The sequence below is a fragment of the Allomuricauda sp. CAU 1633 genome, assembly GCF_017313225.1.
In the GTDB taxonomy this organism is placed as follows: Bacteria; Bacteroidota; Bacteroidia; order Flavobacteriales; family Flavobacteriaceae; genus Flagellimonas.
Genome location: NZ_JAFLNE010000004.1, coordinates 443,920 through 466,682, shown reverse-complemented (window position 1 = coordinate 466,682; position 22,763 = coordinate 443,920). Strand labels below are relative to the sequence as shown.

Genomic DNA, 22,763 nt, shown 5'->3' with positions numbered 1-22,763 from the left:
TTCATAAAAATGTTCTTAAAGATAATAAAAACCAGTGGATTACGACACTTTTCCGTTCAAACTTTTTTTCAGGATACTACAGGATGAGGGCAATGTATCATTGATTGGAAAATCCAAGGACGAGAACGAAAAGATTTGGGAATCCATCAAGGCGGAATACCGTGAGAGGCACCCCAGCCCAAGGGAAAGAAGATTGGTGCAGGCGTATAAAAAAGTCCTATCCGAGAGCATCAGGGCCAACAGGGACATCACCCTTTTGAGGTATCTGCTCACAGAACCGGAAAATTTAGAGCAGTTGTACAAGGAACTGAAAATACCTTGGAAACCAACTGTTAAGGAAAGAATAGAATATCTGACCCTTGAGATAGATAAGGGGAAGCAAAAACTTGAAATATCAAATGCACGCCTCAAGCTCATCGAGGATGAAATTGAAGAGGCGAGGGAATCGGAGGAAATAAACATCGCAAAACTCAATGAAGCGATAGCCTCACTGACACTGTTCGGATTCCCCATCAATGATTTTGAAAAATTGACCTGTGGGCAGTACGATGCCTATAGCAAGGTCGCACAACGCAAGGCAAATGGCGCAAAATGACAGGATAACGGAGGTTGTATCACCCAAGGCGCAGGAACAGGTCGTAACGCTCGACAAGAACCTTCGCAAGATTCTGGCGACCTACAATGAACTGGCAAAGGCGGCGCAGAAGATAACCACCCCCAGACAGGCCAACGACGTACTCCAGACCCGCAACAAACTCGACAAGGAGGCCATTGAGATAAGCACCAAACTTGCAAAGCTCAAAAAAGAGGAGGCGAACGCCGAAGCAGCAGTTCAGAGAGCTATCAAGGCCACTAATGCAGCTCAAAAATCAGCTTCTGGAGCAAAAAGCACCAACCTATCACAAATTAAATCTTTGAACAGTGCCTACAGACAAGAAAGTAGGCTCTTAAATGATTTACGAGACAAATATAAAAGCCTTGCCGTACAGCAATTAAATGGAGTCAAACTTACCCGGCAACAGGCCAATGAGTTCAGGGCATTGGGAACACGGGTAAGGGAACTTGATAGGAACCTTAAAAAAGTCGACGCACTTGCTGGACAGTTCAACCGTAATGTTGGTAACTATCCAAGGACAATGTTGTCCGCGGCACGAGGACTGAGGGCATTGGCAGGGGCTTTTGGGTTCACGAGCGGCATAATCATTTTTGCCGACATAATAAGAAAGGCCGGAAGGACAGTCGCGGAGTTTGACCAAGCGCAAGCTGACCTAGCGGCTATATTGGGAAGGTCAAGGAGCGAGATAACCTTATTGACCGCCCAGGCAAAAGAACTCGGGGCGACCACAGCGTTCACCGCGACACAGGTGGCACAGTTACAGTTAGAACTTGCAAAGCTCGGTTTCAATGACGAACAGATACTTGCGGCGGCACAGGGAGTCGAGAATTTAGCGATAGCGACCGGGGTGGATGCTGCACGCGCGGCAAAATTGGCAGGGGCAGCCATTCGGGGGTTTAATTTGGATGCAAGCGAGGCAAACAGGGTATCTGCGGCACTCGCTGTATCGACCACAAAATCGGCATCATCATTCGATACATTGGAGGTTTCCCTTCCAAAAGTTTCCGCAGTGGCAAAATCATTTGGATTCACACTGGAGGATACCGTTGCTTTATTAGGGTCACTTCAGAACGCAGGGTTCGAGGCCAGTATAGCGGGAACATCTCTTAGACAGATATTCCTACAATTGGCGGATGCCAACGGGGCACTTTCAAAAGAATTGGGCGGTCCAGCGGAGGATTTTGACGATTTGATAGATAAGTTCAAACTACTTGAAGAGGGCGGAATTGACCTTGCCACAGCTTTTGAACTTACCAACGCGCGCAGTGTCGCAGCCTTCAAGACATTTTTGACCAATGCGGAATCTGTAAGGGAGCTAAGGAATGCCATCGTGGATGTCGAAGATGAACTTGATGAACTGACCGAGACAAAACTTGATTCCCTGTTGGGAAGGATGACGCTCTTGAACTCAGCATGGGAGGGGTTCATTTTAAACCTTGAGGACGGCAACAATGTCCTTGGGAATTTCCTAAAAAAGGCACTGGAACAGGTCACCGCCAATATTGACGACTATAGGTTCGCACTGGACGACAGTATCTCCGCATTTGACAGGTGGAGGATTTCCATGAACATTTATTCAAGGACATGGCAGAATTTCCTTCCTTTCTTAAAGGACGGTGAGGGTCTGTACGCCGAGACCACCAAAAGAATCATAGAGGATACCAAGGAAAGGCAGAAAAACGCACTTGCGATACAGGCACAGACCGATGCCTATATAAAGATGCATGGTTCACTGGCCCCGCTTACTGAAGAACAGCAAAAGCTATCAGAGGGAAGCGGCTTCTCGATTTTCACCAATCCGGCCAAACAAAAGGAAGAGGTGGATGATTTCAAAAGGACCCTTGAGTTCGTGAACGAGGAAATAAAAAGACTGCGTGAGTCTCAAAAAGGCCTAACAGCCGAAGATAGTGAGCAAATTGAATCGATTTCAAACAAGATAAAGGAATTGGAAAAGGAGAGGGATGCAATCCTGAACGTGGCCAATGCCAACAATAAATTATCCAATTACGTAAAAGGCTCGATTGGCTATTATGAAGCATTGATCTCAAAGGAACAGGAGTTTCAGAAATCACAGGCAACCACCCAAGATGAGATTGTGGATTCCCAAAGAAAAATCAATCAATATACAAATGAAGTAAACAAACTGAAAGAGGCTCTTATCCAATTGAACAGGGTGGATTTGACCATATTTTCAAAAGGAACAACGATTAAGGAGGTAGATAAATTCAAAAGGGAAGCCGAGGAAATAGCAAAATCACTTTCTGGAACGGAACTAGGGGAAGGTTCAACGGTACAGTTTGGGGCTGATGCCATTGAGGCCCCAAACACTGAGGAGATAAATGACGGGCTTCAAAGAATAGCCGACAAGTACAAAGATATTACCGAAGCTGCAAGAATATCAGCGGAGGATCAAAAGGAGATATTTGATGGACTGTTCGACACCTTCAGTAATTATTATAGGCTGGACCTAAATGCATTCACAGGGTTGATTTCAGGGAAAGAGGTCGAATTACAGGATTATGTGAACTCAGCTAAATCTGTATCAAACCTACTACTTGACAACCAACTTATTAGATATGAAAATGAAATAAGGGCCAACCAAGAAAGACTCGACCAAATACTTTCAGATGACAGCCTGTCAGAGGAGGAAAAAATCAAGGCTAGGGAAGTGGCTGATAAGAAAGAAAAAGAAATACGGAACAAAAAAGCTAAGGCGGAACGCCAAAATGTGCTCATCCAAATAGCGATAGACACAGCGGCGGCGGTGGCCAAAGTGCTTGCACAAACAGGAGTGGTAGGCCCTTTGGTGATACCAAGTATTATCGCCCTTGGAGCGGCGCAGGCGGCCTTTGTGGCCGCGCAGCCATTGCCACAGTTCTTTAAAGGGAAATCTCCTTCCGATAATTACGAAGGGTGGGCAACGGTGAACGAACTTCCCGGACAACGTGAGATAAAAATCGACAAGCACGGCGGGGTGACCCCATATAAAGCGGGAATGCAATTGGATTATGTGAGGAGCAGTGACATCATAGTCCCGAGCATGACCACGTTTAACAGGGAACTGAAAGACCCATCATCCGATATTTTCAAAAGACTTTCATACAGGCTCAACCATGAAACCGCTGAAAGGATTCAGATGGTGGCCGTCCACACCGAACCTTCAACAATAAGCACGGAGGGAATCCGAAGGGAAATCAGAGAGGGCATAAAGCAAGGTTTTAAAGGAGTAAAGTTCCCTAAAACAAGATTTGATAATTACACACAATATTAATGGACCCCGGATATTCAAATAACGTAGAATACGAACTTGTCTCCCCGACACTGTTGGCGCAGGTAAAGGCAGGGACAATGGATTCCCTTGTAATTCCCGAGCCCATAAACTACGATGACGGCATACGGAACATATATGAGCGTGACAAGGATTCCAAGGGGGTTTTAAAGACCAAATCAAATGACCTTGAATTTTATGGTCTTGGAAGGGAGAACCTTATCAAACAATTGGCATCAAAAGGTGTGGCAGAGGACATTTTCCTTAGAAGGAGGATAAAATCAAAATATAGATTGGATGAAAGGTGGAGGACGATTTCAGAAACATTCCTTGACATGGGCGAACTTGACTATGACGACAGTACGGCAAAGACAAAGGCGACCCAAGGTGGGATGTACAAGGTTCTGGACTCCAAGAAATCGGACGAAATCGACCTTATCTACAATAAGTCCGTTAACGGAGGGGATATTGGCGAACTACAGAGGGTGAGCGTTCCGGTGGACGGAAGGGACATTCTCAGGATAACCGAAATGAGCGTTCCTGACGGGACAAGGGTCAACCACCCTGTTTCTGGTGGCGACACCACTGAAGCCAAAGCGGTCCCCTTTAATATCGATGTAAACTCGGACGCAGATGACATTTACAGTGCATTTGAGGTCAGGTGGGGGATAGCAAGCGATACATGGGCGCAGAACGTCGGGGTTGACGTTTTCAGTGGGTTTTGGTACAGGAATGCTGATTTTAACACCGTACTTACACTTAACGGAAGGATACAGCTTGAAATAGTTGGCACGCCGCATTCAGGGACATTGACACTAGATATTATCAGGTACACAGAAAAACCGGAGGGCGGATTCTCAAAGAGCGAGGTGATAAACCTTGACACCATCAGTACAGCGACACTTGGTAATACTGCGGAATACGACTTTAATGATTACATACTAAACATATCACAGGGGGATTTTATCCTTTTCGGGGTCTTCAGCGACACGACCGACGGTATAAAATATGAATACTCAAACACTCAATTGGAGGTAAGGGAGGATTCCACTTACCCAGCAACAAGTCTGAACGGACTGACCTATAAAACATTGGGCAAAAGATTGGTCGCGAGGCTAACCGGGTCCACTGATGCCTTTAGGTCGTCAACAATGGAAGAAGGGGGAGTTTGGGAGTCACATATCGTCACAAGCGGTTTTTGGGCAAGGGGGTTCCCTGATGTCATCCAAGAGGGGACTGATGAGGAGCGGAAGATACAGTTCATCACATCATTGAAGGATTTTCTTGAGCACCTGTACGCTATAAGACCGATTGCATGGTGGGTGGAAAAAGAGGGCAACAAGGAGGTTATGCGGGTGGAACTTCTGACCTATACCCAACAGAATTTCGTTGGCATAAAGTACGCCGACATAAAGGAGGATGAATATGGTAAAAAGACCACCACCTATATCCAGCCCTCATCAAAGGTCAAACGTAAAGCGTTGAAGGACAATTTTTATCGAACAATCATATTGGGAAGTGACAAGGGAGGCAGCAAGTATGAAGAGGTGGCCGGATTACAGTCAATTTCCGGAAGGGCCAGCTGGTCAACAGTGAACAATAAAAGTGAGGCGGAATACAAAAGATTAAGCCCTTATAGGTTAGGGGATGTAGATATTGAACTTGCAAGGAGAAAACCATACTCCGATTTCCCGGATGTTGACACACAATATGACAGTGATCTAATGGTGCTGGACTGCAAAAAAGTTGGAACAGGGTATTATTTAAAACTTTGGCAAGATGTTTTTGAGTCCGCACCAAAGAACGTCTACAGGGTCGATACGGCCTTCAATCTTGAATTTACCCCTGCAAGGTTCTTTCTCAACCACTCATCCGAGATAAATGTGGGGCTCTACCACCACAGCCAAGAGAGCGTCTACTTTGATTCGAGCAACTGCAACAGTTCATTTGAAAGTAAAAAATCAGGCGAACTCTTGTTAAGGGAGGACGCGCCCATACCACATTCAAGGCTCGACCTTCCAAAGATACGTCCGGTAAGTGTTGATTTTAACCTTGAAGTGGACGAAGAGCTTGAAGAAAGGATATTGGGTGAAACGGGCGGTATCCCCAATTGGTTCGGGGTGGTTGCTGTGGATACGGGACTTGGCATCGAATATATGAGATTGGTCATGGTCGATACCAATAAAGAAGGAAAACATAAACTGGTAGAGGCATTCCTATGAGCACTATAAAACTTACATTCCAGACACAGGCACTTGATTTCAGCCCACTGACCAGGGGCAGTGTGACCATTATCCACAATGATGGGAACATGGACATCCCATTGACATTGACCCTTGACAGCATCTCGGTTTACAAAAGGTTTTTAGAGGTCGCTTGGGTGGACGGGATGAGTGAGGAGGACGAAGATCAGGCGAACAATTATCGACTGTCCTTCAACAGGGACTATAAGGATGTCGGAGGGGTCAAGAACCTTGGGGCAACTGTGGACGGGAACGAAGTGACCATAACCGCAAAGACAGGGACCTTTTCGGCCGGAAGTTCATACTCAGGGAATGTTCTGATAGTGAATGGGTTCACCATTGACAACACAACAACGGTATTGAATCCTATTATAACAGCAAACCTTACAGGGAACGGTGACTGTACCAATGTGGAGCACTCATTGACGGCGACCGAAGGGACATCTCCATATATTTTAAAACAGGGGACTACGGTAATAGATGCCGCTTGGGACGGCACTGAAGAGCTTGTCGATGTTACAAGGGAATCGGGACAGGTGTCTTTCAGTGTAACTGACTCGAATGGATTGGTTACCTCAAAGACTGTCATTGTCCCCAGAAAACTGAAGCCCGGAGAGTTCAAGCAGAGGATAACACAGGGAATAGGTTCATCGGATGTCCTGATAGAGTCGGTAAATCCCGTGTCCAACACTGAGCCCATAGAATACTCATTGGATGTTCAGGGAACATTGACGGGGGGCAATTACCAGTCGAGCAATGTCTTTGCAGGGGTGTTGCCCGGATTTTACGAGCTGTTCATCAAGGACAAATATGATTGTGAGGTAACCAAGACCATACAGGTCACTTCTTATCAGGATGCCACCGAAGAGCAGAACCCTAGATATTTTGATGTTCCAAAGGGCAACTCAATCATCATGTCCGAGTGCGTTGCATTTGATAAAGATATAAGACCCAACTACAACAACACCCTATCATTAAGTGAGCTTTCGGACATCAATTATAGGGTGGTACAATATTTCGACCCAACAGATTTTGAGCCGATTCAATTTAAGTCAAGTTATCCGTACCATGTGGCAACGCTACATAAATCCAATGGAACGAAACAAGACCTCTCCATAGTATTGGTACAGGAAAACCTAGGGAGCAAGGAGAAGGTCGATTGCGAGCTTTTCCCGCTTGACGGTCGGACAGCGGTGTATTTTGACGGTGGCAACGAATACGAACCCGATACAACAACGGTCATAGGAGCATCCGATTATACACAGTTCCTGCCTTCGTGGGCAGTGGAGGGCCAATTGGTGACAATAGACGGACTTGGAGTGAACGAGATTGTTGAATTGGGCTATGATTCCACATTACAACGGGGGTATTTTGTAATTGACGTCTATACGGCATCCTCGACCAGCGGACTTGTACAAGTGGTCTGGAACATACAGGATTACAATGTGTTCGAGGTGTACGTGCCATTTGACAATATGGTCAGGGGCAGGGTGACCATTGAAAAAGGGTTTTCCTTTTCTGAAATCGACGGGAACAAATGGATAAGTGAATTGCTTGAGGCTAAAGAAGTTGAAAAGGACGACCTATTGATTGAATGGAGCAGCACCAAGAACCAAAGCGATATAGTCTTTTTCTCAGGGGTAAAGTTCAAAAAAAGGATAAAGGGAAAATTCAGGCCGATTTTCCCCAATTCATCAGAAATATCGGAGGGAGATTCAAGGGCCTATTCACTTGACCAAGAACTGTATCAGCACTATAGGTTGGAACTCCAAAAGCTCAGCGCAAGGGAAATTCACCAAATCCTGATAGCCAGTAAAACGGACGGTTTCAAGGTGAACGGGGAAAACTTGATAAAGAAACAGGATGTCGAGCCTGAGATATTGGGGGAATCCAATATGTACTCATTTACCTGTGATTATGCGTACGGCGGAAACAATGCAGCGGTTCAACCTGACTCACTTGCACTCAATAGCAGTACGGGAGTTGTTGGGGGCGGAGGAACCGGAAAACCAGGGGCACCGCCAACCTATGACGACAAGTTAAGGGTCAATATCGGAGGCGGATTCATTACGGTCTCTGAGGATTTTATCTCCGTCGATGAATAAGGTTCGGTTGTCGTGGTAGTGGTGGTGAACCGAGTTATCGATGTATTTGGAAGGTCGGTAAAAATCATCTTCCTGTTTTGTGAACAGATCAAAAACATAGGTAAAAAGGAAGTAACCAAGAACACCTCCAGAGAGGATAAAAAGAAAAATAAGGACGAGTTCTATCATAACAGGTCAATGACTTGTAAAGATATGAAATAAAACTGTTTAAAAACTAATTTGGAATTAGTCTAAGTCCAAATAAATTAATTTTGAAGATATGGAGATTTGGAGGAATATAACTGGTTTTGAAGGAGATTATCAAGTTTCCAACATGGGCAGGTTGAAGTCAATAAAATTCAGAAAAGAGGTGATATTAAAGCCCCGAGATAGAAAAGGGTATGACAGTTATATCCTTTATGGTCATGAAATTCCTAAAACAGTAAACGGACATGTAATTGTCGCCAATGAATTTTTAGATAGACCAAAAGGTAAATTCATTGTTGTAGACCATATAAACAATAATAAAAAAGACAATAGGCTAATTAACCTGAGATATGTGACCGCTATAGAGAATGTAGCAAGATATTACAGGAAGAAAAAAGGTTCTGTTGGTGGGCAAAAACATTCTTCAGGAAAATACCAGTCCACGATTTCATTTAATGGCAAAGACTTCTATTTAGGCATTTTTAAGACAAAAGCAGAGGCTGTGGCCATATACCAGAAGAATTTAGAAAGGGTTAAGAAAGGCATAGCCCCATTACAAACTTAAAAAAGATAAAATTGGCAGCGACCCCAGAAGAAAAGGCGATAATACTGAACAATCAATCATTGATTCAGCAAATAATGTCGGGCACGGTGGCAATTACTGCACTTTCCGGCACACAAAAAAGACAGGTGATAGAGAACGTTTTCCCCAACGGGGTGGCGATAGACGTGAACGACCCCAACATCAAGGTAGGGGATTCCGTGTTCGGTGAGAAAGCGGGCATCAACTCAGGGAAATGGTTCTTTGGGGTGGTCACCACCGCACCCCCTACGGCAGATGGGCACATAACCTTTAAATACAGGGTGATATAATGAAAAGGATATTTTTAATAGCGGTCTTGTTGGTTGGATTTATTTCCAATGCACAGTATTTCGAGGACGGGCATGTCGATGTGCCGATGACCACAACGGAAATGAATGCCATAGCCAGTCCTATTGAGGGACAGACAATCTCGAACTCAACCACTAATTCAAAGTGGGTATACCTGAACGGTGAATGGCGGGAAGCAGGGGGAGGAAGCGCAACGACCGACGCATCCGAACTCACTTCTGGGGTATTGGCGGACGGAAGGGTACAGGAAACCAATGTTACACAGCACGAGGCGGCGATTTCCATAACGAAGAGCCAGATAAGCGATCTTGGGACGTACATCCCCACTTCCGATATAATAGACGAGGACGACATGACCTCGGACGATGATACAAAAGTCCCCACACAACAGAGCGTGAAGGCGTATGTCGATGCAAATTCAGGGAGCGGAACAGCGGAAAATGCCGTTGTCAACATATTGGACGGAGCCACCATTACATTGAATTACAGTATTTATGAAGAGGGGAATGCATTAAAAGAATATGTTCTTATAAAATCAAATACTGGAACTGCATCAACATTTACAATAGATACATTTTCAAATGAGGCTTTTCCAAACGGCACAAGATTTACCGTTATAAATAATGATGATGACCCGCTTACATTTGACCCTGTTTCAGGAGTGAGCATAATAGGGCCTGATGGCGCAAATCTAGGCGATGGAGTAGCATATAACGCCCCAGCAAACTCAACTGGTATATTGACAGTATCTGGAACAAATGTTTGGACTTATCAATACACAGGGCCAAGTACAGGCGGCGGCTCCGGTGATGTTTCAGCGGCATCCAACTTCGGAACGGACAATGTGCTCATAAGGGCCGATGGGACAAGTAAAGGCGTTCAGGCATCGGGGATCACGATTGATGACAGTAACAATGTGACAGGGGCAACAAATTTAGCAACGCTCACAGGCTCACAGACATTGACCAACAAGACATTGAATGCCGCCAACAACACCATATCCAATATAGGGAGTGCGGAGATAACCAATGCTAGTATTGCGGTCGCTGACATTGCCAATGGGACGCATGGACTTTTGGGATGGGCATCGGGAGGGGCAGCATTTAACTACACAATGGCAAGTGCTTTTCAATCTCTTTATTCAGAGGCTTCGCTTTCCACGTCAGCCCCCGCTGCGGCCGACCTTTTTGTTTGGAGACAGTCATCGACCCCTTCAAATGTCAATTTTGCGACACTCACACAGTTACAGACCATAGATGCAAGCGGATTTGTTGGAAACCTCACGACCGATGACGACACCCTACAGGAGATAGCGGATGCGGTGGATGCATTGGCAACGGGCGGAACGGACGACCAAACTGCAAGCGAGGTCAACATAACCGATTCAGGGGCACACTACACGGGAACTACTGTAGAGGCAATGGGTCAGGAAATCGGGGATTCATTGGCAGTCAAGGTCACCATACACCCTGATAGCGGGCTTGTCCCAAGGTTCGGACTTGGGGACGATACGGATTTGGCAGGGGCGACCATAGAGGACAGGGATGTTTTTTTCTGCACCACCTGTGATGTAACGCCAACCTTTTCAGGGACAACAATACCCCTTAACAGCAACCTCCAAAAGGACGATTCGACAACTGACACCGCCACTTGGACATTGGGGTCGGATGTGAGGAACGGGGCAACGGTCGAACTTGTGATAGATATTGCAAGTGAACCCGCGCCTTTTTCAAGTGACACAGGCGTTACGGAGATACCCGGTACAACTGGATTCCAAGCAAACACGCTTCAAGTGCTCACATTAAAGGTGATAGCCGATACGGTCTATTATTTCTATACATCTTTGGAATGAGAAACATTGTCTATATAACATTTTTGTTATGTGCTTTTTCCCATGCACAGGTTCCAGACCTTTTATTGGCGAGCCAGCAACAGGCAAGCGCTTCCAGTTATGTGTACAATGAGCAGGATGCTGCGGACCCTAACAATGAAACTGATTCTGTAGGGGCAAATTGGAGTAGCGACCCCACCATAGACATCACAAGCTCAACAGGTCAGGCAGACAATGGGACGTACTCCCTTAACATAGACTGTAACGCAACCGCTTCATTGGATGTGGCCTCGTTGACATTGGTAAATGTGGACAACGGGGACAACGTGACCATATCGGGAAGGATATATGAGAACCAGGGCAACTGGACGGTAAGATTGGAAACCGCAAACGGATGGGACTCCGCTGTCAACGATTCAGGTTTCACGGACAATACATGGGTGGATTTCTCGGTAACGGGAACGGCAGACCAAGACGACCCTGTTGTGGATTTCAGGGCACCTTCAACGGCTGTTTCCGGCTTTGATATTTTCATTGACGCGATAACCGTTACAAAAAACTGAAAAATGAGGTATTTACTTTTCTTTGTTCCATTTATCTGTTTCTCCCAGTTCTATACAAGTTCAGGGGAGAGGTTACAGGTCTATGGAAGCAGTGGAAGGGTGTCAAGTTCATCGATTTCCTATACCGTTCCGCCATCAGGCCCGACACCGGGAGCGGCAAGAACCGCGATACCCGATTACACAGGGCTTACCATAGTCGATGTTGCGGCGACCTATGGATGGAGCGCAGGGGACATGACATCTGCGATAAATTCAGCGATAGCGGCCAATGATTCGCCCGGAACACCAGTCGTTCTGAAATTTGACACCGATAACGGCTCAACTTGGGAGATAGATAGTCCTATAAACGTCTCTGACGTATCAGACCTATATTTTCAGTTTGACAGTGGCCTTACCCTACAACAGGGGGACGGGGAATGGGGAGCTGGTTCCCCCGATGACCTTTTCAGGTTCGATGATGCCGATAATTTACGGTTTTATGGCTACGGCGCGACACTCCACATGGAAAAGACGGATTTTACCTCTGGCGAGCACGCACACGTTTTCATAGCCGATAATGGAAACGATGTGGAACTTTGGGGGCTTACCTTGGAAGATTCCGGGGGTGATGGTATCTATGTGAACGAATGGACGAACTTTAAGTTGATGGATTTGGTATCCGACAACAACTCACGTCAGGCACTCAGTATCATAAGTGGGGCAAACGGGGAGGTCAATGGATGTTCATTGCAGGGAACCCAGCCCAACGGAGTGGGGGCTGCAGCAAACGGCCCTTGGGACGGTCTTGATTTTGAGCCAAACCCGACAAGCAGCACATTCGATAATATCTTGGTAAAGAACATCGATATGATTGACAATGATGCGGCCTTTCTTGATTTTGCTTGGGGCAACTATGACGGTGACGGGAACGCACTTGATATAACCATAGAGGACTGTTACGCGAGCCTGAACCACCAGAACCCTTGGACAACGGGAACAGGGGAGATACGGTTCACCTGTGCTTCCGACATGACGGGAACGGTGGATTTTACAAGGGTGTTCATTGATGGTTCAACCTATCCTGGAATCTACTCTATAATGGAAGCTGATGGGCCTTCGTTCACCTATGAGGACGTTGTACTGTACGATACCAACTCAACGGCCACCACCGCCTCTATAAGGTTCAGGAGGATAGGCGCGCCCTGTAGCGATGAGAATACCCTTGGGGGGTTTTTCTTCGATAACCTTACCATCTACAACAATGTGGATGATGATATAATTGATGTTGGCGACCTTGGAGGCGGCGATGTTTTCAAGAACGTGACGGGGAATATAAAGGGGATCACGGACTATACCTCAAACACGATAAGCTATAAGGACTCCTATGATTCGGGCAACAATGTGAACGTAACGTTATCATTGGACATGGACTCATCCCCACCAAGTACTACACTCAGTATAGAAGCGACCACAGCGATAGGTGCGGAAGATACCCAGAACGATATTGTGTTCACGGTGACAAGGACTTCGAGCGAGGTTGACTATGCACTTCCGTTCAGGGTGGCTTATTCCGGAACTGCCGATAACAGGGACGATTACCACGGATTACCGAGCGGTTTTGTGATACCCGCAGGGGCGAGCACCTTTGAGATAACGGTAGTACCAAGGAACGATGAATGGACGAACCCTTCCTCTGAGGGAGATGAAACGGTGATAATAACATTGCAGACAATGACCGATGCCTATACGATAGGAACGGCATCCGATACTGCAACGATAAAGGAAACTTTGTAATGTACGGGACAAGGCTTAGAACGGTTGTATTTGCGCTTTGCGCCATCTGCTTTGGAGTGGCAATGGCAACACTGGACTATGCGGGCAGTTGGTCGCAGTACGCACTTACTGCACTTGGTTTTTTACTTGTCATAACATTGCTGCCCGTGGTGTTCATGTTTTGGGAAAGGGCGTTGCAGCATCCACGGAGATATGATGTTTTCTATAAGATTGGTCTGAATATAAGGTTGGAACATCTAAATAGGTTCACGGCAATATGTTTTGGATTGGTATTGGCGACACCCGTCACCTATACTGAAATGTTCGACAATTGGGTGGGGATATGGATAACGAACCTCCATTTACTTTTTACTGGACTGGCGGTGGCGGGGATATATTTCGAGGTGATAAGGTATTATAAAGGGGCTGGAAAATGGTTCTTTTCGATAATGATGAACCTTGCGGTCTTCAACTTTATATGTGCGCTCTGGATTAGGCACATGAGTGTTGGATGGGGCGAGACGATTATAATGGTGGTTGCGGTGATGCACTACCTGAACACCAATAAAAAAGAGTGATATGACGAAGATAAAAGAACAATGGGGGGATTACTCCTTTAGGGAAAAGGTTGCGATAGTGATAGGTACGGTAGGTTTGGGGATACAGGTCTTTAGGTATGCTACTGACACACTTTCAGAAAATACAAGTGTCGAGGTCTTTGCCTTTGTCGCCTGTTTTCTATTGATGTTCGCCCCTTATGTAATAGTGAAGATAATCAAGGCCAAGAAAGGCTTAAAGGACGAGGAATAATGGAAAAGTTGGGAATTGCATTGATTGGATTATTGGGCACGCTGTTATCGTTCATGATTGACAACGGGGACATACTTTTCAATTCCGCAAGATGGATTCCCGTAACGCTTTCCACGCTCTATATCATTTGGAAGTGGAACAAGGAAAGGAAAAAGAAATGATATGGTAAAAGGCATTCTTATACGGCATACGCACGAGGATAGGCAAACATTGTCCAACCTTTTCCTGTTCGATGGTGACGGGCTTGATTTTTCCTGTAAGGCACTTGAACTGCCCGATGAAGGGAACGAACGGAACGTAAGTAGGATTCCTTCGGGAAAATATACTTGTAAGAAACGCACAAGCGATAAGTACGGCCAACATTACCACGTCACGGATGTTGACGGACGCAGCCTTATCCTCATACATGCGGGAAACTATTACACACAGACAAGGGGCTGTATTCTCGTGGGACAGGACTATTACGATATAAACAACGATGGGTATATGGATGTCACCAGCAGTAAGTATACCATGAGGCTTTTGTTGGATTTTGCGTTCGATGAATTTGAGCTTACGATAATCGACCTATGATAGACGAACTGGAGGACATAAAATGGCAGTCCTACCAAGAGGGCGATGAACAAGGGGCTATGGCAATACAAACAGCCATTGATGAGATAATGACAGAGAACCGTTATGCAGTTTAAGGCAAAAGTTACACCAGTCCCCAATAAAGAGGACTATTACGACCTTGATATCAGAACCTATAAAGGTGAGATAATCGGAAGGTTCGAGAGGTCTGAGATAAGGCACTTAATGGAAATCCTTGACAACGGAATAAATGTCGGGTGCAAATAAAACACCCCGTATAATGCTTTCCGAAGAGGAATACGACCTTATACAAGGGATACGCAACGCAGGGAAGGAGCACGGGATTGGACTCAACCATATCCCCGATGGATGGCTGAAGAGCAAGAAATCGTCCCTCCGCTTCAAGAACCCGATGTACGGCCTTGAAACGGACTTGGAAACGGTAAGGGAAGCCCTTAAAGGTGAATTTACCAAGACCTATGAATATAGGGAAAGTTCCTTTAAAAAAGGTGAAGCCGCGTTAAAATGGGCCGACCTTCATTTTGGGGCGTACATCAGAAACTTGGTATTGACACAGGACTTTGATTCCGACATTCTCTATAACGGACTGATGGAAAGTGTGGATTATGTCAATACGATGCTCTTTGAAAAGGTTCATGTACATATAGGTGGGGATTTGATAGAGTCCTTTAGCGGCCTGAACCACATAAACAGCTGGATGAGCATGGACCCGTCACAGATAGGCGCAAACTCCGTTAAACTGTGCTGTGAGATGCTCGATAAGGTTCTTTCACAGACATTCAATTTGGGAAGTATAAAGATAGTGGCCGGAAACCATGACAGGACAAGTAAAAATAACGATGAGGATGTAAAGGGCGGTGCGGCCGAACTCATCGCTTGGGGACTTCAATTAAAAGGCTATGATGTGGAGTTCCATCCCATGATAATAACGCACGAGATCGAGGGCATAAACCACATCAATCTCCACGGGCATTTCGGGATAAGCAAAAGGCCAACGGAGCAGATACTTTGGAAGTACGGAAAAAAGGGAATGTTCAACTATATCAGCGAGGGGCATCTGCACAGTATAATCCAAAAACTGACGACCAACCAAAGGAAGAACTTCAAGACGCTGAAGGACGATGCGATTGACCATAGGAGAAGCCATTTGCCACCGTTCTTCACGGGAAACTATTACTCGGAGACATTGGGATTCGACACCAATGCGGGATATGAGGTCGTATGGGACAATGGAAAAGGCAAACCAAATGTGTTCAATGGAAGTGTATAGGGTATTTAAACGATTTTTTGTGTTATCGCTGTTATTGGCGATAGTGGGCTGCGGCTCAAAGAAGAAGTCATTGGAGGTACATAAAGAGGAATCCAGGGAGAAAAAGGACTTGAGCGTTTTTGAGCGGAAGGATGTAAACTCAAACGTTTACTTTTCGTCTGATCTGTCAACCTATAGGTTTACACCGGTAGACCCAAAAAGACCCATCAAGATAAACGATATGGAGATTGATAATGCAGTTGTGGAGGTTTCAAGGAAAAAGGACACTTTGCAAAAAATGCAAAATACTAATACCACAATAAAAATGAGCGACAAAGGCGAAACTAATAGCTCAAAAGAAGAAAAGAGAGTGAATGTAGAGACTGAGGGAGCGGATGAAGTGAGCAATGACATCAAATGGAGTGTTTGGGGGATTGCGTTTATAGTTCTGTGTGTTTTATTGGTTATGTTCTTTGGTAGGATAAAATCAGGTGTTAAAAAGTTCAGGGAGTGGTTTTAAATTGGCACCTATATACAATATGGGACAGGATAAAATGATTTTCCTGTGTTTTACCGTGAAGTAATTTTTTTTGGCGGAACCTCCCTTTGTGGTTAGATGCCCACTGATTCAGGCAACCAGAGCAACGGGGTAACCTACGTACCCTACGAAGGGACTACCGCATTTTAATGAGCGTTGCGACACTTCTCCAATTCAAGCTAACATTGGTCAGTTATCGCCCTTCTTCTTATCAACGGATACCTTCAGTACATCTTCCAACGTTCCGTTGATCTTCAGCTTCTTTTCGTACTTTTTCTCTTTATTTGTTTCTTTCCTATCGTTATCTTTCTTCTTTTCTTCCATACGTCTAATTTACGATCTTCACAAATATTATTGATAACTCTTTGATATTTTGTTTATCAATTGTTTTTTATTGTTGCTCCCTATGTTTATTTTTGGTGTGTTCTTGTCGTTTTAGTTCCTGACAAAACATTGGTAGGGAAGTGCCGTTTCCCTTACTTAGGGTGTTAAAACGCAAACAAGTAGACCCTTATACTTCATAATTGCGTAGCACCCAAAACATTGAATCAAAAGCCCCAATAAAGGGGCTTTTGTCTTTGTTGTTATAAAGTAAGTCTTTTATATGAAAGAACTCTTTCCGCATCTTCCAAGAACCCGTCAAACCTTTCCTGCGGCGTAAGTTCCCTAGTATTGAACCTAGCGGCAAATTCATCAAGGTAACGGCTTACGTGCTTATCACTTACTTGATGGTAGATACCATAGATACCACGCTTTAGGATGCTCCAAAAGTTCTCGATTGTGTTCGTGTGTACATCACCATCGACATATACATTAAGGGCATGGTTAACGCTCCCATGCGTATAGGTCTTATGTAATTTCTTGTACACTGATGATTGGTCGCTATAAACAGTTGAACCTTCGGGAACGTGCTTTTTGATGAATGATACCATATTCTTGGCATCTGCTCTAGGCACATACTTCAAAATAACTTTACCGTTGCGCTCGATAAGCCCTACGATCACTTTTTTGGATTTATACGGCTTACCCTCGTTTGTAAAATTCAAGTCCTTGTCAGAGCGTCTTTTGTTGTGGTGCTTATTCTGTTCCTTGCCACCGATATAGGCTTCGTCAGCCTCTACCATTTTGCCCTCTCCCAACATATCAGGGGATTTGCTCTTTAGCATTTCACGGATTCTATGAAGAACGAACCACGCAGTCTTCTGGGTTATGTTCAATTGTGTTGCCAATTGTACGCTGCTTATACCTTTCTTACTAGTGGTGGCCAAATAGATGGCAGCGAACCAAATACGGAAGGATATTTTACTGTTCTCAAAGATGGTTCCAACTTTAACGGTAAACTTCTTGTGGCATTCCTTGTCACGACATTTCCAACCCCTGTTTGTCTTATATGGATTGGTACAGCCACAATGCGGACAGGCAGGCTCATTGCCCCAACGCAAACGCTCATAATATTCTATGCAAGTTTGTTCGTCCTTGAAGTAATCTAAAAGCTGAATGAGTGACTTGAAATCCATCTGTTTTAATTATATATACAAATATACTCGAATATATTGATATATACAAATATTATCGAATTATTTTGTATTTTTGACCTATGGCTACATACAAGGAACAGCAAAAGGACAAAAAATACTATGTTCTCATTGAGGATGGTGTACCTTTAGGTACGTTCGGGAACCTTAAAAAGGTTGTTGAGTTTATGGTCGGGAAGGAATTTCCCAGTTATTGGACGTTGGTAAGGAAAGATGAAAATCCAATACATATCAACCAGTACTCAATCTACAAAGTACCACATCATTAACTACTTTACCTTTTGGAAATAGTAGCTTTTCTTTAAATGGTCAATATGCTCAATGACCTTCTCATCTTTAAATTTCTTTTGATAGTACGGATAGCTTTTAACCTGAGTGACAAGTTGGCTCATGGTTCGCACGAACTCTGATAGCGATGTCGAAGCGTGTACCACTTTATTGTCATTTATAGCCACATACAGGTTTCGTACTTGTTTGTTCATTTGGTGGTTAAACCAACAAAATTACAAATTATCAAGATATTTAATAATTATTATCATATATCTTGATATTTAATATTATTTTGTTGTAACTTTGTGACACAACAATTTGGATATATTGTTGTGCGTTCTTTATTTTTACACCCTTCGTGTCATTTTACACGTTGGTTTTGGAAACAAAAAAACCCAGTGCTGACACACCGGGTTTAAATAAAGAGGGTTGAAACATGCTAAGCCTCAGCTAGGAACAGCTAATGAGACTGCCTTCGCCCCCTCTTAAAAAAGGTAGACTGCTTATGGAAGTTGCTTCAAACACAAATTGAGCATTGCTTCTTACACAGTCCACCAAACTTAATGAGCGCCCCCATACAACAGGGGCAATGGTCTAAGCAAAATACTATTGTTCAATTGCTTAGAGAACTGCACCTACCAAGTGTAGGTTGTGGTTTGGGTTTTAACCTTCACTGGGGCACTTTTAGTGCCTCTTGAGGTTCTTACCCTAACACGTACAGTTTTCGTAGATGTCCTGGTCGACTTACGCATAACTAAAACGGGTTTTTTAAATTGGACAATGTCGGATACGGACTTTCCGCATCCCTTACAAATGGGTACGCTCCAACGTGCCCATTTGCATTTTATAAAGAACACTTCATATCTAAAGTGTTTAATGTTAAGCTTGAAATTTGCCGTACCAAGCTAGACCCTGATACAAAATTTAGAAAAATTTGTTAAATCTTAAAGGGTGTTTTGTCAAAACGAGGACAAAGTTTTTAACACGTGCTGTTGAAATCTTGGGCAAGCCATTATTTTAGTTGGGTTCAGTAGAAATGGGAGTTGATAGATAAATGACACTGTTTTTTAAACATACCTTTCGGTATTGTATAAAATACCTCCTAACCTGTATAAAAAATCAATAAATTCGAGGACATTCATTTGTTATGTCCAATCACACCGAATTGTTATCCGCTGTATTTGAAGCCGTAAGAAAACATGGAAAAATGCATTATACTGAACTACGTACAAAAGTGGAAGGTTATAGTTTGACGGAAATTGATTCAGCACGAACGGAATTAAGGGATAAATACAAACTCTTCAATATTACAAACCAAGACATATTGCTTTCTGCTGAAGGTGAGAGATATAAATCCTTCAAACAATATCTGAGGACAAAAAATAGAAGGTTCACACCATATCAAATATCATATCTTACTTTTTTTGTTCTTTTTGGACTATTTGGTGCCTACCAAACCTTTTTCGCTACCCCATCCCTGAAAGAGTTCAATTCTTTGAAAAATGATGTAATCTCTCTAAGGACTCAGCTTGATCTGCTGAGTGCTGAATATGATTCTGTTTTATCTCGCTTAGATTCTCTAATTTCTTCTTCAATCCAAGACCCCAAAAAAGAAACCATATCGCCATAATCAAAGCGGCATGAGCCATTACAAACCAAAAAGTCACCCTTTCCCCTAAAAATCTCCTTTCATTTTCCATCATCTAACATTTAGTTTGTCCCATATTGTATATAGGTGCCTTTAAATTGTTAAAAAAAATAACAACACCCCAAGCAATATGGATAAAAAAGCAGACGCAATGGTTGCTGTTTCCGGTGAATTATATTTAATCAAAATTATGTTGTTCAATTTATGGATACCAACACATCCTAAAAAAGCACCAAAAATAAGTATGAATGTGTAAATAATTTCCATAATACCTATTGTTTTTCCATTTAATTGCAATCAGGGTATCTGCAACCATTGTACAAGGGACAGCTTTCCCCAAATCTTTTTATGTGGGAACAACCATACAGTCCGTCCCTTTCGTCTTCCTGCATGATCTCTATCAATAATTGTTTTTGTTCTTCCTTTTCCATGTTGTTATCCCTGTGATGGGGAGTTAAAAGTTATTTCCAAATAACATCTTTTTTCCAGTCTCCTGCCATTATGCACCCGTAGGGCATTATTCTATCCACAACCTCTCCCAACCCAAACTTATTCATTTGCTCTTGTACATTTTCAGCATTCTTATAAGCTGAAGGAAGTTCTGTAATATCAATGTTGCCACTAAAAAACCTTACATCCAATCCTTGGGTTTCCTCTTTAAAAATACTTTCTATAGTTTGCCCTGATTTCTTTTCCTTGTGGGCTTTCCTACTAATATTTCTTCCCGCGCCATGAGGGGCGAAACCTAAGTTAGTATCAGTGGAATTTCCTTTTACCACTAAGACTGGTTGGCTCATATTCAATGGAATCAATCTCAATCCATTATATGAATCAGGAACAAACTTGTCATCCAATGGAGTTGCTCCCTTGGCGTGATAAAAATGTTCACCATCCTTAAAAACTGAATTATGTTCGTTCCAAAAAGTTTCTTTTGTTTGGTGTTTTACTTTGTCAAGGGTTTTGTTGTGTATAACCGAATGGTTCAACTTTGTCCAATCCCTGATTATTTGAACGGCATCCCAATATAGCTTACCTTCTGTTTCAGTAAATGGAATCCAAGCATTTCTTTTTAAGGTTCTTGGCGATAATTCTTTTCTGTATCGTTCAGCAATTGACATACCTTTTTTATATACACTTGCACCAAATCCCCTAGAGCCGTGATGCGTTACCATGTATGTATCTCCAGTAGTTTCAGAAACCCCAACAAATAAAAAATGGTTTCCATCACCTTGTGTGCCTAAATGGGCACACGCCTTTTCAATATAGTCCTTAGTAAAGAAATTATCTAAAATCCGTTCATATAAAGAACTATTCTCTAAAATTCCTGAAAAATCCTTATAACCTTTCCTTCCTCCTGGGCCAAAATGGGTTATTGAATGTGCTGCGTCAAGAACTTTCTTAGGTTCTATCTTTCCGAAATTTGTAGCAAAAACAGAACAGCACATATCAGACGAGTGCATTGATGGATGTATTGCGTTTTTAGCAACGGCAACTCCGCCAACAGGAATCTGCCCTTTTTCTCCAGTAGGACAAGCATCAGGCATAATTGAGCCGTTAATCAATGTTGGGGTCTTCATTAACTCATCCATTGTCTCAATAACTTGATTGATATTATCAAGCTCCTCTTTATTATCAGCTTCTATATTTCTATAATAACTAACAGGCTCGTTAAACGGATGCACAGGAGCAGAGGGCTTAACTTCCTCAATTAATGAAATAAGGGAATCCCCGCTTAAATTTTTATTATTGGCCTGTTCAATAACATAGCCAAACCATTTAGCGGGTTTATAACCCATTCCAATCAATGTATTCCCGTCAATCATAACAGTTAAAAATACAAAAAAGCAGGGAGAAAAAGAAGGAAAGTTTCACAAATGTTGCACAAAAAAACCCTAACTGTCTGATAGTTAGGGTATTTCCGTAGCGAGAGAGGGACTTGAACCCTCGGCCTCCGGGTTATGAATCCGACGCTCTAACCAGCTGAGCTACCTCGCCTTATCATGGGTTGTTTTTAAAAATCGCCAAAAAGAGAATCTGACGCTCCCTGCCCGAACGTGCCGTTCGGGTAACCGCCTGAGCTACCTCGCCATGATTCGTTTTAGCGGGTGCAAATATAGAGTTTAATTTTTGCTGAATCAAAATTCAGGATTAATTTATTATTTGATATTTATTTTTTTATCTTCCCAAATTATATCTATTGTTGAAAAGGATTAATTGCGCGCTACATGAGTGATAAGGTTAAATTTGAAATTGAATTTGTTATCCAAGCTTCCCCACAGTTGCTTTACCAATATATTTCCACCCCATCCGGTTTATCTGAATGGTATGCCGATAATGTAAATTCTCGAAGCGAAATATTTACATTTATTTGGGATGGAGCCGAGGAGCAGGCCAAAATGCTAAAACGAAAAAGCGAAGAGTTTGTAAAGTTTACTTGGATTGAGAATGAGGATGATTCGTTTTTTGAAATGCGCATTATTGTAGATGAAATTACCAAGGATGTTTCCTTGTTCATTACCGATTTTGCCGAAGAGGATGAGGTCGATGAGGCCAAAATGCTTTGGCAGAACCAAATTTCGGATTTAAAGCAAGTCCTGGGTTCCACCTAAAACGGATTCTCAACTATACCGTATCTTTGATCCCGATTAAAATCGGGATTTTTT

At 43.4% G+C, this 22,763-nt stretch carries 24 protein-coding genes and 1 tRNA gene; 19 read left to right on the top strand and 6 right to left on the bottom strand.

Going from position 1 to position 22,763, the window contains the following annotated elements; translation table 11 throughout:
- Positions 1–34: 34 nt before the first annotated feature.
- Genes J0X14_RS14220 through J0X14_RS14205 form a run of 4 tightly spaced genes read left to right on the top strand, consistent with a single transcriptional unit; the run spans position 35 to position 8,232 of the window.
- On the top strand, positions 35–595 hold the full coding sequence (locus tag J0X14_RS14220; protein WP_207098459.1) for a hypothetical protein: 561 nt from the start codon (positions 35–37) through the stop codon (positions 593–595).
- On the top strand, positions 582–3,887 hold the full coding sequence (locus J0X14_RS14215) for a phage tail tape measure protein (protein WP_207098458.1): 3,306 nt from the start codon (positions 582–584) through the stop codon (positions 3,885–3,887). Before J0X14_RS14220 ends, J0X14_RS14215 begins: the two co-directional genes overlap by 14 nt.
- The gene (locus J0X14_RS14210; protein ID WP_207098457.1) at positions 3,887–6,106 is read left to right on the top strand and encodes a hypothetical protein; all 2,220 of its coding nucleotides are present in this window, start codon (positions 3,887–3,889) and stop codon (positions 6,104–6,106) included. Before J0X14_RS14215 ends, J0X14_RS14210 begins: the two co-directional genes overlap by 1 nt.
- The gene (locus tag J0X14_RS14205; protein ID WP_207098456.1) at positions 6,103–8,232 is read left to right on the top strand and encodes a hypothetical protein; all 2,130 of its coding nucleotides are present in this window, start codon (positions 6,103–6,105) and stop codon (positions 8,230–8,232) included. Before J0X14_RS14210 ends, J0X14_RS14205 begins: the two co-directional genes overlap by 4 nt.
- Here the strand turns inward: J0X14_RS14205 and J0X14_RS14200 are convergent.
- The gene (locus tag J0X14_RS14200) at positions 8,167–8,400 is read right to left on the bottom strand and encodes a hypothetical protein (RefSeq protein WP_207098455.1); all 234 of its coding nucleotides are present in this window, start codon (positions 8,398–8,400) and stop codon (positions 8,167–8,169) included. The genes J0X14_RS14205 and J0X14_RS14200 overlap by 66 nt on opposite strands.
- A 91-nt stretch (positions 8,401–8,491) precedes the next feature.
- Between J0X14_RS14200 and J0X14_RS14195 the strand changes: the two genes are divergently transcribed.
- The 11 genes from J0X14_RS14195 to J0X14_RS14145 all read left to right on the top strand — a co-directional run bounded on the left by J0X14_RS14195 (position 8,492) and on the right by J0X14_RS14145 (position 16,629).
- Entirely contained in the window at positions 8,492–8,983 is a 492-nt protein-coding gene (locus tag J0X14_RS14195) for an NUMOD4 domain-containing protein (protein WP_207098454.1), read from the top strand.
- Positions 8,984–8,994: 11 nt separating this feature from the next.
- The gene (locus tag J0X14_RS14190; protein WP_207098453.1) at positions 8,995–9,291 is read left to right on the top strand and encodes a hypothetical protein; all 297 of its coding nucleotides are present in this window, start codon (positions 8,995–8,997) and stop codon (positions 9,289–9,291) included.
- An 86-nt stretch (positions 9,292–9,377) separates the two neighbouring features.
- The gene (locus J0X14_RS14185) at positions 9,378–11,162 is read left to right on the top strand and encodes a hypothetical protein (RefSeq protein WP_207098452.1); all 1,785 of its coding nucleotides are present in this window, start codon (positions 9,378–9,380) and stop codon (positions 11,160–11,162) included.
- Positions 11,159–11,704, top strand: a complete 546-nt coding sequence (locus J0X14_RS14180; RefSeq protein ID WP_207098451.1) for a hypothetical protein — start codon at positions 11,159–11,161, stop codon at positions 11,702–11,704. Before J0X14_RS14185 ends, J0X14_RS14180 begins: the two co-directional genes overlap by 4 nt.
- A 3-nt stretch (positions 11,705–11,707) precedes the next feature.
- A complete protein-coding gene (locus tag J0X14_RS14175) occupies positions 11,708–13,477 on the top strand; it encodes a hypothetical protein (protein WP_207098450.1) in 1,770 nt (589 codons plus the stop codon).
- Positions 13,477–14,034, top strand: a complete 558-nt coding sequence (locus J0X14_RS14170) for a hypothetical protein (RefSeq protein WP_207098449.1) — start codon at positions 13,477–13,479, stop codon at positions 14,032–14,034. Before J0X14_RS14175 ends, J0X14_RS14170 begins: the two co-directional genes overlap by 1 nt.
- A 1-nt stretch (position 14,035) precedes the next feature.
- Positions 14,036–14,266 (top strand): hypothetical protein, encoded by a 231-nt coding sequence (locus tag J0X14_RS14165; protein WP_207098448.1) that lies wholly within the window; start codon positions 14,036–14,038, stop codon positions 14,264–14,266.
- Positions 14,266–14,427 carry a hypothetical protein gene (locus tag J0X14_RS14160; protein WP_207098447.1) on the top strand — a complete coding sequence of 54 codons (162 nt, stop codon included), beginning with the start codon at positions 14,266–14,268 and terminating at the stop codon, positions 14,425–14,427. Before J0X14_RS14165 ends, J0X14_RS14160 begins: the two co-directional genes overlap by 1 nt.
- A 1-nt stretch (position 14,428) precedes the next feature.
- The gene (locus J0X14_RS14155) at positions 14,429–14,839 is read left to right on the top strand and encodes a DUF5675 family protein (protein ID WP_207098446.1); all 411 of its coding nucleotides are present in this window, start codon (positions 14,429–14,431) and stop codon (positions 14,837–14,839) included.
- A 280-nt stretch (positions 14,840–15,119) separates the two neighbouring features.
- On the top strand, positions 15,120–16,130 hold the full coding sequence (locus J0X14_RS14150) for a hypothetical protein (protein ID WP_207098445.1): 1,011 nt from the start codon (positions 15,120–15,122) through the stop codon (positions 16,128–16,130).
- Positions 16,117–16,629, top strand: a complete 513-nt coding sequence (locus J0X14_RS14145; RefSeq protein WP_207098444.1) for a hypothetical protein — start codon at positions 16,117–16,119, stop codon at positions 16,627–16,629. The genes J0X14_RS14150 and J0X14_RS14145 overlap by 14 nt, the downstream gene beginning before the upstream one ends.
- A gap of 207 nt (positions 16,630–16,836) precedes the next feature.
- Here J0X14_RS14145 and J0X14_RS19130 read toward each other — a convergent pair whose 3' ends face one another.
- Positions 16,837–16,971, bottom strand: a complete 135-nt coding sequence (locus J0X14_RS19130; protein ID WP_262897103.1) for a hypothetical protein — start codon at positions 16,969–16,971, stop codon at positions 16,837–16,839.
- A gap of 260 nt (positions 16,972–17,231) precedes the next feature.
- Entirely contained in the window at positions 17,232–18,164 is a 933-nt protein-coding gene (locus J0X14_RS14140) for an IS1595 family transposase (RefSeq protein ID WP_207098443.1), read from the bottom strand.
- A gap of 80 nt (positions 18,165–18,244) precedes the next feature.
- Between J0X14_RS14140 and J0X14_RS14135 the strand changes: the two genes are divergently transcribed.
- Entirely contained in the window at positions 18,245–18,451 is a 207-nt protein-coding gene (locus J0X14_RS14135) for a hypothetical protein (RefSeq protein WP_207098442.1), read from the top strand.
- On the opposite strand, the gene J0X14_RS14130 is transcribed toward J0X14_RS14135, so the two are convergent.
- A complete protein-coding gene (locus tag J0X14_RS14130; RefSeq protein WP_207098441.1) occupies positions 18,452–18,664 on the bottom strand; it encodes a hypothetical protein in 213 nt (70 codons plus the stop codon).
- Between the two features lie 953 nt (positions 18,665–19,617).
- Here J0X14_RS14130 and J0X14_RS14125 point away from each other — a divergent pair.
- Positions 19,618–20,082: a hypothetical protein gene (locus tag J0X14_RS14125; protein WP_207098440.1), complete on the top strand. Its 465-nt coding sequence runs from the start codon at positions 19,618–19,620 to the stop codon at positions 20,080–20,082.
- Between the two features lie 148 nt (positions 20,083–20,230).
- The gene (locus tag J0X14_RS19125) at positions 20,231–20,356 is read left to right on the top strand and encodes a hypothetical protein (RefSeq protein ID WP_262897102.1); all 126 of its coding nucleotides are present in this window, start codon (positions 20,231–20,233) and stop codon (positions 20,354–20,356) included.
- Between the two features lie 205 nt (positions 20,357–20,561).
- On the opposite strand, the gene J0X14_RS14120 is transcribed toward J0X14_RS19125, so the two are convergent.
- Together J0X14_RS14120 and J0X14_RS14115 are read right to left on the bottom strand one after the other, a co-directional pair.
- On the bottom strand, positions 20,562–21,923 hold the full coding sequence (locus J0X14_RS14120) for an RtcB family protein (RefSeq protein ID WP_207098439.1): 1,362 nt from the start codon (positions 21,921–21,923) through the stop codon (positions 20,562–20,564).
- A 98-nt stretch (positions 21,924–22,021) separates the two neighbouring features.
- Positions 22,022–22,095 (bottom strand) — tRNA-Met (locus tag J0X14_RS14115).
- Positions 22,096–22,325: 230 nt separating this feature from the next.
- Between J0X14_RS14115 and J0X14_RS14110 the strand changes: the two genes are divergently transcribed.
- The gene (locus tag J0X14_RS14110) at positions 22,326–22,709 is read left to right on the top strand and encodes an START-like domain-containing protein (protein ID WP_207098438.1); all 384 of its coding nucleotides are present in this window, start codon (positions 22,326–22,328) and stop codon (positions 22,707–22,709) included.
- Positions 22,710–22,763: the final 54 nt, after the last annotated feature.

Excerpts from the sequence above, each read along its gene's own strand:
- J0X14_RS14215 (WP_207098458.1), top strand. The coding sequence starts at position 582 with ATGGCGCAAAATGACAGGATAACGGAGGTTGTATCACCCAAGGCGCAG.
- J0X14_RS14210 (WP_207098457.1), top strand. The coding sequence starts at position 3,887 with ATGGACCCCGGATATTCAAATAACGTAGAATACGAACTTGTCTCCCCG.
- J0X14_RS14205 (WP_207098456.1), top strand. The coding sequence starts at position 6,103 with ATGAGCACTATAAAACTTACATTCCAGACACAGGCACTTGATTTCAGC.
- J0X14_RS14200 (WP_207098455.1), bottom strand. The coding sequence starts at position 8,400 with ATGATAGAACTCGTCCTTATTTTTCTTTTTATCCTCTCTGGAGGTGTT.
- J0X14_RS14195 (WP_207098454.1), top strand. The coding sequence starts at position 8,492 with ATGGAGATTTGGAGGAATATAACTGGTTTTGAAGGAGATTATCAAGTT.
- J0X14_RS14185 (WP_207098452.1), top strand. The coding sequence starts at position 9,378 with ATGACCACAACGGAAATGAATGCCATAGCCAGTCCTATTGAGGGACAG.
- J0X14_RS14180 (WP_207098451.1), top strand. The coding sequence starts at position 11,159 with ATGAGAAACATTGTCTATATAACATTTTTGTTATGTGCTTTTTCCCAT.
- J0X14_RS14175 (WP_207098450.1), top strand. The coding sequence starts at position 11,708 with ATGAGGTATTTACTTTTCTTTGTTCCATTTATCTGTTTCTCCCAGTTC.
- J0X14_RS14170 (WP_207098449.1), top strand. The coding sequence starts at position 13,477 with ATGTACGGGACAAGGCTTAGAACGGTTGTATTTGCGCTTTGCGCCATC.
- J0X14_RS14165 (WP_207098448.1), top strand. The coding sequence starts at position 14,036 with ATGACGAAGATAAAAGAACAATGGGGGGATTACTCCTTTAGGGAAAAG.
- J0X14_RS14160 (WP_207098447.1), top strand. The coding sequence starts at position 14,266 with ATGGAAAAGTTGGGAATTGCATTGATTGGATTATTGGGCACGCTGTTA.
- J0X14_RS14155 (WP_207098446.1), top strand. The coding sequence starts at position 14,429 with ATGGTAAAAGGCATTCTTATACGGCATACGCACGAGGATAGGCAAACA.
- J0X14_RS14150 (WP_207098445.1), top strand. The coding sequence starts at position 15,120 with ATGCTTTCCGAAGAGGAATACGACCTTATACAAGGGATACGCAACGCA.
- J0X14_RS14145 (WP_207098444.1), top strand. The coding sequence starts at position 16,117 with ATGGAAGTGTATAGGGTATTTAAACGATTTTTTGTGTTATCGCTGTTA.
- J0X14_RS19130 (WP_262897103.1), bottom strand. The coding sequence starts at position 16,971 with ATGGAAGAAAAGAAGAAAGATAACGATAGGAAAGAAACAAATAAAGAG.
- J0X14_RS14140 (WP_207098443.1), bottom strand. The coding sequence starts at position 18,164 with ATGGATTTCAAGTCACTCATTCAGCTTTTAGATTACTTCAAGGACGAA.
- J0X14_RS14135 (WP_207098442.1), top strand. The coding sequence starts at position 18,245 with ATGGCTACATACAAGGAACAGCAAAAGGACAAAAAATACTATGTTCTC.
- J0X14_RS14130 (WP_207098441.1), bottom strand. The coding sequence starts at position 18,664 with ATGAACAAACAAGTACGAAACCTGTATGTGGCTATAAATGACAATAAA.
- J0X14_RS19125 (WP_262897102.1), top strand. The coding sequence starts at position 20,231 with ATGGATAAAAAAGCAGACGCAATGGTTGCTGTTTCCGGTGAATTATAT.
- J0X14_RS14120 (WP_207098439.1), bottom strand. The coding sequence starts at position 21,923 with ATGATTGACGGGAATACATTGATTGGAATGGGTTATAAACCCGCTAAA.
- J0X14_RS14110 (WP_207098438.1), top strand. The coding sequence starts at position 22,326 with ATGAGTGATAAGGTTAAATTTGAAATTGAATTTGTTATCCAAGCTTCC.